This is a genomic window from Asanoa siamensis (genome assembly GCF_016862555.1).
In the GTDB taxonomy this organism is placed as follows: Bacteria; Actinomycetota; Actinomycetes; order Mycobacteriales; family Micromonosporaceae; genus Asanoa; species Asanoa siamensis.
Genome location: NZ_BONE01000003.1, coordinates 141582 through 153766 on the forward strand (window position 1 = coordinate 141582; position 12185 = coordinate 153766).

Sequence of the window (12185 nt, forward strand, 5' to 3'; positions counted from 1 at the left end):
CAAGAACGACGCCGGCACGACCACAGAGCCCAGCACAGAACGGCGTGGCCGCCACGCGGCCGACGAGCCCTCTGACAAGGACCCGGCGGCCGGTGCCACGGCGGCCGGCTCCATCCCCACCGGCACGGGCGCCGCCGCGGACACCAAGGCTGAAGCGGGGGAGACCCCCGCATCCACCTCGTCCGCGACCGGGACCCCGGCCAATGCACCGACTGGCAGCAAGACCGCCACCGACGCCGTGAAAACGGACGTCAGCGCGAAGAGCGACGGTGCGACGGCCGCCGCGGGTGGGGTCGCCGTAGCCGAGAAGGACAAGGACGGCGACGACACCAACGAAGACGGCACCAAGGAACCAGACCGCTGGGCCGAGTTCGCCGGGCGGACCGAGCCGCCGCCGAGCGTCCCGCTTCGCGTCGGGCGGCGGGTCGGGCGCTTCCTGCGCCACGAGTGGACCATCGCCGCGCTGATCTCCATGGCCACCGCGGTCGTCATGACCTGGCCCACCCTGCGGTATCCGCGACACACCATCCCGCAGGACATCTGGGATCCGACCCTGCAAGCCTGGCAGATGTCCTGGTCCGGGCACAGCCTGCTGACCAACCCCGGCCGGCTCTGGCACTCCAACGCCTTCTTCCCGGAGCTGTGGAGCTTCGCGTTCTCGGACTCGCTGCTCGGCTACGCGCCGCTCGGCATGATCGGCGAAGGGCCCGTCGCCGCGGTCGTCCGCTACAACATCGTGTTCGTGCTCGCCCACGCGTTGGCCACGTTCGGTGCCTACATGCTCGTCCGCCAGCTCGGCGCCGGTCGCACCGGCAGCGCCGTGGCGGCGGCGGGCTACACCTACGCGCCGTGGCTGCTCGCCCAGGCCGGCCACCTGCACATCATCTCCAACGGCGGCATTCCGCTGGCGCTCGCGATGCTCGCCCGGGGGCACGGCTTCTCGTTCCGGCACGGCTACCGGCCGCATCGCCGGCACGCCGGCTGGGCGCTGGCCGGGTGGTTCGTCGCCGCGTGGCAGCTCAGCCTCGGGTTCGGCATCGGCCTCGTCTTCGCGTACGCGCTGGGTGTGCTCGCGATCGGCGCCCTGGTCGGCTGGTTCATCCGCCGCACCTGGTTCTGGGGTGTCCGCCGGCCGTTCGGGCGCAAGCTGTTCTTCGCCGACCTCGGTGGCGGTGCCGTCTTCGCCGCCGTCGGTGGGCTCCTGTCGATCCCGTACTTCGAGGTCGCCGCCGATCACCCGTACGCCCGCCGTGGGGTCGAGGAGATCGACCTCTACTCGCCGCCGCTGAGTGGCTTCTTCACCGCGCCGCCCGAGTCGTGGCTCTGGGGCGACGCGCACGCCCCGCTGCGCGACTCGCTCGGCTGGCCGCCGGAAATGACGCTGCTGCCCGGGTTCGCCCTGATCGGCCTGGCCCTGGCCGGCCTGTTCTTCAGCATCTGGACCCTCCGGCAGCGGTTGCTGCTGCTCCTCGCCATCGTCGTGACGACGATCTTCGCGATGGGCAGCGAGTTCCAGGAGGGCCGCTTCACCTACATCCCGCTGCTCGAGCACGCGCCTGGCTGGGACGGCATCCGTACACCTGGCCGTTTGATGATCTGGGTGACCTTGATGCTCGGCGTCCTGGCCGCCGGCTCGGTCTGCGCGTTCGTCGACCGCGTCAAGGACATCTCGGCCAACCGCGTGCCGCCGTGGCCGAGCCCGTGGCTGCGGATCGTCACGCTGATCCCGCTCGCGCTCGTGCTGGTCGAGGGCATCAACACGACGCAGCACCCGATCGTCCCCGCGCAGCCCGCGGCGATGCGGACGGTCGAGGGGCCGCTCCTGGTGCTGCCCAGCGACCAGCTGCACGACGAGAACTTCATGCTCTGGTCGACGACGAAGTTCCAGGACATCGTCAACGGCGGCAGTGGCTTCGTGCCGAAGAAGCTCGACGAGGTACGCCAGGCGACGGCGACGTTCCCCGACCAGAGCAGCATCGCCTACCTGCGCCAGCTCGGGGTGCGCAACGTCATCGTGGTGCGCGAGCTGATCCCGGGCGGCTCCACGCTGCAGACGGCGATCGACCTGCCCGTCGACTCCCTGGGCATCACCCGCCAGGACGTCGGCAACGTCGTGGTCTACGGGCTGTGAGCCAACCGGACCGGGTCATGGTGGCCCGGTCCGGTCCGGTCCGGGCCACCGGTCAGACGGGTACGACCTCGCGTGGCGGCGTACGCACCGGGTCCGGTGCACCGTCGAAGTCGCCGCCGTCCGGGTCGTCGGCGTAGGTCGCGCGGACCGGGTCGAGCTCGGGCCGCAGGATGTCGCGGATCACGAAGTAGCACATGGCCACGACCCCGGCCAGCCGCAGCGTCGCCGCCAGCACGAACACGCCCTCGGGGAAGACCTGCTTGCCGGAGGCGCCGAGCAGCTCGCCGTAGAAGGCCAGGAAATAGCCGACCTCGGCGAGCTGCCAGAGCAGGAACGCACCCCAGCGCGGGCGGGCCAGCACGGCCAGCGGGAGCAGCCACAGCACGTACTGCTGCGACCACACCTTGCTGAAGATCAGGAACGCGGCCACAACCAGGAAGGCCAGTGCCGCGAGGCGCGGGCGGCGCGGCGCCCACAGGGCGAGCGCGGCGATGCCGAGACAGGCGATACCGAACAACGCGTACGTCAGGACGTTGAGTGTCGACACGTGATCGCTGAGCCATTGGAACGGCCCGGCGTCGTTGGGCGACCACTTGCCGTCCAGATAGCGGCCGATGTACCAGAATGTGCCCCAGTCGATCGGCCGGGTGCTGTTGAGGTCGAAGAACCGCTTCCAGCCCTCGGTGAACGCGACCGCGACGGGGATGTTGACGGCGAGCACCGCGCCGATGGCGACGCCGATCGTGGTCAGCGCCGCCCGCCAGCGTCTGGTGCGGAACGCCAGCACCAGGATCGGGCCGAGGATGAACAGTGGCCAGAGCTTCGCCGCGCAGCCGAGGCCGAGCAAGACGCCGGCGGCGACCGGTTTGCGCCGGGCCCAGGCGAGCATCCCGAACACCGCGAGACCGATCGCCAGCAGGTCCCAGTTGACGGTCGCGGTGACCAGGAGCGCGGGGGACAGCGCGAACATCGCCGCGTCCCACGGTCGTCTCTTGCGCAGGGCGAGCAGCGCACCAACCGTACCGACGGCGATCGCACCGAGCACCAGGGCGTTGAGGTTGTAGAACCACTGGCCCTGGTTGATCCCCGGGTTGTCCTTGCCCAGCGCGTGGATCGGCAGCCCGAGGACGCCCATGAAGGCGCCGCTCAACACGGGGTACTCGACCGGATGGTCGGCGTAGGGCACCTTGCCCTCGTTGAGCCCCTCGGCGTAGTAGAGGGCGAGCACGTCGGTGTAGCAGAACCGCGTGTACTGCCGGTATTCCGACCACGCACCGTCCTGACACGGTGACTTCTGCACCCAGTGCAGCGCCAGGGTGAGGCAGATCAGGGCCAACACGATCCGGGACGCGGTCCAGAAACCATCACGGGTACGCGCACCGCCGGCGCGCTCGACCGCATGATCGCCGACCGGCCCACCGATCGCTTCCGAAAGGCCACGAACGAACCCGTCGGATCGCGACGGCTGATCGACGGGCCCGGCTTCGTCACGCATCAGGTTTGCACCCACGAAAACGCATCTTTCCGCATGCCACCCGGTGTGCCCCATCCGGAGCGCCGATTTTGTCGCATCGGGTGGCCCGCGCAGCCACCTGCGCGGCGCCGACGGTGTCTCGGCGGGGCGGGGCGCAGAGGCTCAGCCGGTCTGGGCGCGAAGGATCAGGCGAAGCCTAGCCCGAGACATCTCCCTAGCCCACACCGAGCCGCGGCTCGAGTTCGTCCGGGCCGTGCCCGAGTTCGTCCGGGCCGTGTCCGAGGTCGTCCGGGCCGTGTCCGAGGTCGTCCGGCCGAGCGCGAGGTCGTCCGAGCTGCGGCGGCGATCCTTCGGAGCGCGATGTCGTCCGGGCCGTGCCCCAGGTCGACCGGGCCATGCAAGAGGTCGACCCTGCCCTGCCCGAGGTCGTTTCGCCGAGCGCAACGTCGTCCGGGCCGCGCCAAGGGTCGTCCGAGCCGCGGCCGAGGCCCGCTTCGCCGAGAGCAACGTCAACCGGCCGCGCCCAAGGTCGTCCGAGCTGCGGCGGCGATCCTTCGGAGCGCGACGTCGTCCGGGCCGTGCCCGAGGTCGACCGGGCCCTGCCCGAGGCCTACCGAGGCGCGCCCGAGGTCGTTTCGCTGAGAGCACCGTCGTCCGGGCTGTGCCAAGGGTCGTCCGAGTCGCGCCGAGGCCGCTTCGCCGAGCGCAACGTCGACCGGGCGGCGCCCAAGATCGTCCGGGCCGCGCCCGAGGTCGACCGGGCCCTGCCAAGGCCGACCGAGCCCTGCCCGACGTGGCGAGGCCGAGCGCAAGGTCGGTTTGATCCAGACCAAGCCAGGCGAAAGGCACCAAGGCCTCCAGGCACAGACCGTGCCATTTCAAGAAGGTCCGGCCGCGGCCCAAGATCGCGCGCACCAAGCCAGACCCTGGACGCCACGGCTAAGACCAGGCTCGTCCGAAGACCGGGCCGGCCGCCCGGCCTCGGATCGAGGTGGTCCGGGCTGAACCCGAGCCCCAGGGACCAGACCGCGCCGAGCGCAAGTCCGCCCCGCGGCTCGCGCCGAGCCTCGGGGCTCAAGCCGAGCTGAGCCCCGAGGCCTTGCGGGCTCGGCGGAAGCCGAGCCCCAAGGTCAACCGCCTGGTGGCGGTATGACTGTGAACGGGTTCTGGTTTGTCTGGCCGTTGTTGTCGCGGCCCGGTCCGTTCCCGTTGCCGTTTCCGTTGCCATTGCCGCCGTTGCCGTCGCCGCCGGCGTTGCCCGGGAAGCCGCCCGGCGTGTTGCACTGTTCGCCCGGGAAGCAGAGCGGCGTCTCCTGCTGCTTGACGCCGTTGCCCGCGTCCGGGTCGCCGATGTGCGTGCCCGGCGGGAACTTCTCGACCTTGGCACCCTTCAGGGCCTCGTTCATGAAGCGCTTCCAGATGTCCTTCGGCAGGCTGGCGCCCTGGATCTTGTTGCCGTCGTCGTCTCGGAGGGCCTGTTCCTTGCCGACGTTGCCGACCCAGATGGCGGTGGCCAGTTGCGGCGTGGCGCCGAGCATCCAGGCGTGCGCGTTGTCGGAGCTCTTCTCGTTGAGCTCCCAGGTGCCCGTCTTACCGGTCGCCTTGCGGCCGCCGTTCAGGCCGCCCGAGATCTCCTGCAGGACGTCGTTGACGTCGTCGGCGACCTCCGGCTTGATGGTCTGGCGCGGCTTGAGCTGCTCGCCGCCGACCTTCTTCCACTCGCCCGCCGGGTTCTTCTGCTCGACCGAGACCACGAAGTGGGCCTTGTTGTAGAGGCCGCGGTTCGCGAGCGTCGCCAGGCCGTTGGCGTGGTCGAGCACCGTGATCGGGTAGGCGCCGTAACCGACCACGTAGTAGAACGGGTCGCTCTGGCCGATCTTGGTGTTCTTGTTGTTCAGGTCGTACGGCTTGACCGGGTTGTTGGTCCACATCGTCGTGACGCCGGCGCGGCGGGCCATGTCGATGACCTTGTCCGCGCCGATCTTGTCGGCGATGTGGTAGAAGGGCACGTTGTACGACTGAACCGTCGACTGGCGCAGCGTGCAGCTCTTCGCACACGCCGGCTTCCGGCCCGCGTTGATGACCTTGATCTTCGTGCCCGGCACGTCGTAGTCGGTCGCGTCCCACCGGGAGTCCAGCGAGATGTTCGAGTCGAGCGCCGCGGCCAGCGTGTAGATCTTGAACGACGAACCCGGGGCGTGGCCACCGGTGAGCGCGCCGCCCTCGACGTTCTTGCCGGCGTAGTCGTGACCCGTGCCGTTGTCACCACCGAAGTAGGCGAGCACCCGGCCGTTGGTCGGGTCGACCGCGACGCCCGCCGCCATGATGTTCTTCGGCTGGCCCTCGAGTTCGGAGCCCTTCTTCTTGCGCCAGATCGCGGCCTCGAGGTCGCGCTGCATGTTGATGTTGATGGTGGTCTTGATCTTGAAGCCACCATCCTTGATCAGGCGCGCGCACGTCTCCGGCTCGCAGCCCGGGATGTTCATGTTGATCATCTCGTCGCGGACGTAGTTGATCACGTTGCCCAGCGGGGTGTTCACGCCGCAGTCGGTGAAGCAGGTGTTGTCCTTGGGCAGCGGCTTGAGCGACTTCTCCGGGTACTCGGTCGGCTTCTGGTCGGCGGGCAGCCACGTCTTCTCGACCATGCCGTTGATGACGTAGGTCCACCGCTCCTTGGCGTCCGGCATGTTGTAGCCCGGGTCGAAGCCCTTGTGGGTCGACGCCGGCTGCGGCTGCTTGATGACCGCGGCGAGCACCGCGCCCTCGGCGACGGAGAGCTTGCTGACCGTCTTGCCGAAGTAGGTCTGCGACGCCGCCTCGATCCCGTACGCACCCCGACCGAAGTAGATCGTGTTGAGGTACATCTCCATGATCTGGTCTTTGCCGTACTCGTCGTTGAGCTTCGACGCCATGACCGCTTCCTTCACCTTGCGGGCATAGGTCGCGTCGTCGAGGCCCTCGATCGCGTTCCGCGCGTACTGCTGCGTGATCGTCGAGGCGCCCTGGCGCTCACCGCCGGTGAAGTTGTTCCACGCGGCGCGCGCGATGCCGACGTAGTCGACGCCGTCGTGCTCGTAGAACTTGCGGTCCTCGGCCGAGGCCACCGCCTTCTGCACGTAGTCCGGGATCTGCTTGATCGAGACGAACGTGCGGTTGACCTCACCCAGCTTGGCGATCTGGGTCTTGCCGTCCGCGGCGTAGATCGTGCTCGCCAGCGGCAAGTTGATCTTGTCAGGCACGATGACGTTGGTCGTGTAGTACGTGCCGCCCACCAGGCCGGCGCCGGCCAGCATAACGACGACCGCGAAGCCCGCGATGGCCCAGTTGATCATCTTGCGGCGGCGGCTCAGCGTGCGCTTGGGCCGCTTGCCGCCCGCGCCGCCGCGAGCACCCGGCCCGCCGGGACCGCCCGGGCCACCCGGACCCGTGCCGTCAAAACCACCGGGACCACCAGGACCGCCGGGACCGCCGACCGAGGCGCGGCCGACCCGCGCCCGCCCGGCCGACGCGCCGCCGACAGCGGCGCTGCCCACGGAGGCGCTGCCGACGGAGGCGGAGCCGACCGACGCGCTGCCGACCGAGGCCCGACCTCCGGACGACGAACCCGGAACCGAGGCCGAGGCGCGACCGACGGTCGCCCGGCCGGCCGACGACGGCGGGACGGACGCCGAGCCGCCGGCGGGCGAGGACGGCACCGAGGCCGACGCCCGCGGCACCGAGGCGCGCCCACCCGAGGCAGCGCCCCGGGCCGGCGCGGCACCGCCGTAGCCGCCGAGGCCGTCGCCGCCCTGCCACTGGTCGTCGCCGGACCCGCGTCCGCTGTTACCACTGTGGCCCGTGGGGCGGGCGTGGCCGCGCGCAGAACTGGAGTCGTCGTACGGGTTCATTCGTCACACCCTGCCGGTCGCGGTGGCGCACGTCAGCGCTGCCACCGGGTTGCCGTGAGTTGGACCACGTCGTGCGGTCGTCCGGTTGAGTCGGTCCGCCACCGACATATCTGAAAAAACCGGACTTATCCGGTTAACGATTCGCCCATCGGCCGAAGATTCGGCGTACGAGGAGCGAATCGTGGTCACCGTTGAGCCTCTCGCCTTCGCGCGCTCGTCTGCGCCTCCGCTGCCGCCAAGCCGTCGCGCCCGAGCAGGAACTGCTCCACGAGGTGGTTCCAGGAGCAGCCCGCGCAGACCTCCACTACGTAGACCTGGAACTCACGCAGAGTCATCGCGAGCACCGGCAATTCGGCCAATGCGCGCGCCTGTCCCGCTGACTGCTTGAGTTCATCGCCGTAAATGTAGTGGACGTGCGTGAGGTTTTCGCGCCGGCAGATCGGACAGCGCTCGTCGGTGGGCTCGCCGTGGAAGCGAGCGGCGCTTTTCAGGTAGGGCGAGGCGTCGCAGACCTCGTAGGTCCCGACGCGGCCCGAATAGACGTCACGCAGGACCGCTCGCTTCTGGAGCGAGTAGTCGACGACCTGGCGCTGCGTGCGCATGCGGAAGAGGGTACGCGGTCGAAGCGACATGAGCGACAACCGCTACGGAGCGTGATTCCCCGGGCGCGAATCGGAGCATTGCGCGCGATCGTTTGGGTGCTCTACCGTGGGGTAAGCGATGTATCGAGCCGATACATCGACGTTAACGAGGGAGGCTGGCGTTGCTCGAGTTCGCGATCCTCGGCCTCCTCCACGAGTCGCCGATGCACGGGTACGAGCTGCGCAAGGAGCTCGCCGCGAAGCTCGGGTCGATCCGCGCCGCGATCAGCTACGGCACGCTCTATCCGACGCTGCGCCGGCTCCAGTCCGCCGGCTACATCACCGAGGCCGGCGAGACCCCGCCGACCACCCCCGAGGTGCCCGCGCTGACCAGCAAGCGCGGCCGGGTCGTCTACAAGATCACCGCTGAGGGCAAGGAACGGTTCGCCGACCTGATCGCCCAGGCCGGTCCGGAGACCTACGACGACGCCGGCTTCGGCATCCACTTCGCCTTCTTCGCACGCACCGACCAGGCGACCCGCCTCCGGATCCTCGAAGGCCGCCGCCGCAAGGTCGAGGAGCGCCGCGAAAGCATGCGTGACGTGCTCGCCCGGGCGGGCGAGCGTCTCGACGCGTACACCCTCGAGCTCCAGCGTCATGGTTTGGACGCCTGCGAGCGCGAGGTGCGCTGGCTGGAGGAGCTCATCGTCAACGAGCGCTCCGGCCGGCAGCCCTCCCAGGAAGGTCGGGAGGCGTCGCAGGGTGAGACCACCCGCGACGGCACAGGAGAAACCAGCCCGCACGTCCAGGACGAGCGGCCGTAATAAGAAGGAGGCAAACGCGATGGGTTCCGTTCGCGTCGCCATCGTCGGTGTGGGTAACTGCGCCTCGTCCCTGGTCCAGGGTGTGGAGTATTACCGCGACGCCGACCCCAACGACCGCGTCCCGGGTCTCATGCACGTCACCTTCGGCGACTACCACGTCTCCGACGTGGAGTTCGTCGCGGCGTTCGACGTGGACGCCAAGAAGGTCGGCATGGACCTCGCGGAGGCGATCGTCGCCAGCGAAAACAACACGATCAAGCTCTGCGACGTGCCGCCGACCGGCGTCCTCGTCCAGCGCGGTCCGACGTTCGACGGCCTCGGGCAGTACTACCGGGAGATCATCGAAGAGTCGGACGCGCCGGCTGTCGACGTCGCCCAGGCACTCCGGGACGCCCGCGTCGACGTGGTCGTTGCCTACCTGCCGGTCGGTTCCGAGCAGGCCGACAAGTTCTACGCGCAGGCCGCCATCGACGCCGGTTGCGCGTTCGTCAACGCCCTGCCCGTCTTCATCGCCTCCGACCCGGAGTGGGCGCAGAAGTTCACCGACGCCGGCCTGCCGATCGTCGGTGACGACATCAAGAGCCAGGTCGGTGCGACCATCGTGCACCGCGCGCTGGCCAAGCTGTTCGAGGACCGCGGTGTCGAGCTGCTGCGCACCTACCAGCTCAACTTCGGCGGCAACATGGACTTCATGAACATGCTGGAGCGCACCCGCCTGGTCTCGAAGAAGATCTCGAAGACCCAGTCGGTGACGTCCCAGGTGCCGCACGAGATGGTCAAGAGCGACGTGCACATCGGCCCGTCGGACCACGTGCCGTGGCTCGACGACCGCAAGTGGGCCTACATCCGGCTCGAGGGCCGCTCGTTCGGCGACACGCCGCTGAACGCCGAGCTCAAGCTCGAGGTCTGGGACTCGCCCAACTCGGCCGGCGTCATCATCGACGCGCTGCGCGCCGCGAAGATCGCCCTCGACCGGGGCATCGGCGGCCCGATCCTGTCGGCGTCGAGCTACTTCATGAAGTCGCCGCCGGAGCAGTACGCCGACCACGACGCGCACAACGCCGTCGAGGCGTTCATCCGCGGCGACATCGAGCGCTGACCCGAAGCGGAAAACCACGAGGGCGGGCACCCGGTCGGGGTGCCCGCCCTCGGGCGTTTCAGCTCAGCCCTGCCGCGGCTGGCCGGGGCGCGGAGCCGGCCCGCGACCCTTCAGCTTGGTGCCGCCGGCCTTGCGGGCGGCAGGGTCGGAGCCGATCTCGAGCCCTTCGCCGAGGACCGCCCAACCGGCCGCGTAGGTGAACGCGTTGATGTCGAGCAGCACGTGCGCCAGGCCACCCGCGTTGTAGATCGAGATGGCGTCGGTCTCGTCGCCGTTCGGGTAGTCGCCCTTCCAGCCGTGGCCGACCACGAACGCGTTGGCCAGGCTCCCCAGCGTGCTGCTCGGCGGGTAGTTGAGCGTCGAGGTCGGCGGCTTCGGGGTGCCGTAGGGAAAGACGACCAGGTAGCCACTGCGGGTCGCGCCCGTCGCGGTGAGGTTGCCGTGCATCGCCGAGGCCCCGCTGATGAAGTAGTCGAGCCGCAGGTGGATCGTCGTGTCGGGTTTCATCCGACCGCTGGAGTCCAGGACGCCCGGGTTGATGACGTATTTCCGGCCTTCGCTCGTGCGGGTGTCGAGCAGCCGCTGCGGGCTGATCGGGTTCATCTGGCTGGTCGTGAGGCTCGTGTAGAGGTAGTCGACCTGCCCGGGATATTGAATGACCTGCAGATCACCCCAACCGTTGACGCTGATCGACCCGACGGGGACCTTGACCCCGGCCTCGATCTGCTCCCCGAGATCACCGCTGGGCCCGAGCAGCAGCGCGGCGCCGCCGGCATTTTCCAGCGTCAGCAGGGCGTCGGCGCTGTCACCGACGAACGAGGTCGGCGTCATCTTGGTGTTGGCACCCTCGACCAGCGCGTCGCCCGGCGCCGCCTGGGCCGGCGAACTCACCGTGGCGCCCACGGCACCGGCGCCGACGACGCCCGCCGCGACGGTGCTCGCCCGGCGGAGGAGGCGCCGCCGGCCGATGTTGTTCTGGGTTTCCTCGGACATGGGTGTAGCCCCCGTCTGGTTGGTGGGAGGAGCGCCCAAGATCTTCTAAGGAGAACGCAGAGATCGGCATTGGCTGATCGGACGGAATTAGGAAATGGCCCACTCGCGCTGGAAGGCCACCCGCGCCTCCAACTCGAGCAGGAAGCTCTTGCGGGGTAGGCCGCCGCCGAAGCCGACCAGCTTGCCGCCGGCGCCGACGATGCGGTGGCAGGGCACGATGACCGCGATCGGGTTGCGGTTGCAGGCCACCCCGACGGCGCGGGCGGCGCCCGGGTCGCCCACCGCCGCCGCCACCTCGCCGTAGGTCTCGGTGCGACCGAACGGGATCGTCGTCATCCGGTGCCACACCGCGCGCTCGAACTCGGAGCCGCGGCGCACCGAGAGCGGCAGCGTGAAGTCGGTCAGGTCACCCGCGAAGTAGGCCGACAGCTGCTCGGCCGCCGCCGCCAGGTCGCCGGTGGGCGGCGCGAACTCGACACCCTCGACCGCTTCGAACCGCAAGCCGCACACGCCCACCTCGTCGGCGGCGAGGGACAGCGGACCGATCGGCGAGTCGACGACGCTCCAGCGCATGACACCTATTCAACCTCGGGGGTACGACAGAACTCAGCGCCGGCGGTATCCGACCGTCAGCCGGCCGTCGTCCTGGGTCAGCGAGTCGCCCGCGCAGTCCACCCGGTAGGTCCGCGGGCTCTCCGGGTCGGCGAACTTGGCCGGCGCCCCGACCGCCACGCCGTCGACGAAGAGTTGGCTGGTCGCCTCGTTGCCGGCGGGGCTGACGGTGACCGCGTCACCGGCACCGCTCAGCGTGTACCGGAAGTACACCGGCCCGGCCGCCTCCAGCCGGATCGGCCGCCCGTCCGGCGCCTCGGCCGTGAACGTCACGCGGTCGCCGTAGTCGGTCTCGCCCGCGCCGTCGGCCCGCAGCGTCAGCACGGTGCCCGTGCCCCCGACGAAGGTCACCGGGTCCGGCAGCGCACGAACCCGCACCGCCTCGCGGTAGCTGACCACGTCCCACTCGCCGACGGGGCACGGGTCGGCGGCGCGCCGGCCGGCCCGTCCCGCCTGCACCACGACGATCGCGCCGACCAGGAGAAACAGCACGACCGACAGGACCACGATGGGCACCCGGTACGAGCGGGCGGTGGCGCCGGGGTTCGGCTGCATGACCGCGACCGTATCGAGCACGGCCGCCC

The 12185-nt window shown here is 69.7% G+C and carries 9 protein-coding genes; 3 read left to right on the top strand and 6 right to left on the bottom strand.

Going from position 1 to position 12185, the window contains the following annotated elements; genetic code table 11:
• Nucleotides 1-238: 238 nt before the first annotated feature.
• Entirely contained in the window at nucleotides 239-2131 is a 1893-nt protein-coding gene (locus Asi02nite_RS03360; protein ID WP_203710701.1) for a putative glycosyltransferase family protein, read from the top strand.
• A 52-nt stretch (nucleotides 2132-2183) separates the two neighbouring features.
• On the opposite strand, the gene Asi02nite_RS03365 is transcribed toward Asi02nite_RS03360, so the two are convergent.
• The 3 genes from Asi02nite_RS03365 to Asi02nite_RS03375 form a co-directional block, all read right to left on the bottom strand.
• On the bottom strand, nucleotides 2184-3626 hold the full coding sequence (locus Asi02nite_RS03365) for a glycosyltransferase family 87 protein (protein ID WP_203710621.1): 1443 nt from the start codon (nucleotides 3624-3626) through the stop codon (nucleotides 2184-2186).
• Nucleotides 3627-4735: 1109 nt separating this feature from the next.
• Nucleotides 4736-7492 (bottom strand): transglycosylase domain-containing protein, encoded by a 2757-nt coding sequence (locus tag Asi02nite_RS03370; RefSeq protein ID WP_203710622.1) that lies wholly within the window; start codon nucleotides 7490-7492, stop codon nucleotides 4736-4738.
• A gap of 185 nt (nucleotides 7493-7677) precedes the next feature.
• The gene (locus Asi02nite_RS03375; RefSeq protein ID WP_203710623.1) at nucleotides 7678-8094 is read right to left on the bottom strand and encodes a DUF5318 domain-containing protein; all 417 of its coding nucleotides are present in this window, start codon (nucleotides 8092-8094) and stop codon (nucleotides 7678-7680) included.
• A 161-nt stretch (nucleotides 8095-8255) separates the two neighbouring features.
• On the opposite strand from Asi02nite_RS03375, the gene Asi02nite_RS03380 reads away from it, so the two are divergent.
• Complete coding sequence (locus Asi02nite_RS03380) at nucleotides 8256-8897, top strand: PadR family transcriptional regulator (RefSeq protein WP_203710624.1); 642 nt, start codon at nucleotides 8256-8258, stop codon at nucleotides 8895-8897.
• Between the two features lie 19 nt (nucleotides 8898-8916).
• Nucleotides 8917-9996: an inositol-3-phosphate synthase gene (locus tag Asi02nite_RS03385; protein ID WP_203710625.1), complete on the top strand. Its 1080-nt coding sequence runs from the start codon at nucleotides 8917-8919 to the stop codon at nucleotides 9994-9996.
• A gap of 63 nt (nucleotides 9997-10059) precedes the next feature.
• Here the strand turns inward: Asi02nite_RS03385 and Asi02nite_RS03390 are convergent, their stop codons facing one another.
• From Asi02nite_RS03390 to Asi02nite_RS03400, 3 genes are all read right to left on the bottom strand, one after another.
• On the bottom strand, nucleotides 10060-10989 hold the full coding sequence (locus tag Asi02nite_RS03390) for a hypothetical protein (RefSeq protein WP_203710626.1): 930 nt from the start codon (nucleotides 10987-10989) through the stop codon (nucleotides 10060-10062).
• Between the two features lie 87 nt (nucleotides 10990-11076).
• Nucleotides 11077-11562 carry a methylated-DNA--[protein]-cysteine S-methyltransferase gene (locus Asi02nite_RS03395; RefSeq protein ID WP_203710627.1) on the bottom strand — a complete coding sequence of 162 codons (486 nt, stop codon included), beginning with the start codon at nucleotides 11560-11562 and terminating at the stop codon, nucleotides 11077-11079.
• Nucleotides 11563-11595: 33 nt separating this feature from the next.
• Entirely contained in the window at nucleotides 11596-12156 is a 561-nt protein-coding gene (locus tag Asi02nite_RS03400; RefSeq protein ID WP_203710628.1) for a hypothetical protein, read from the bottom strand.
• Nucleotides 12157-12185: the final 29 nt, after the last annotated feature.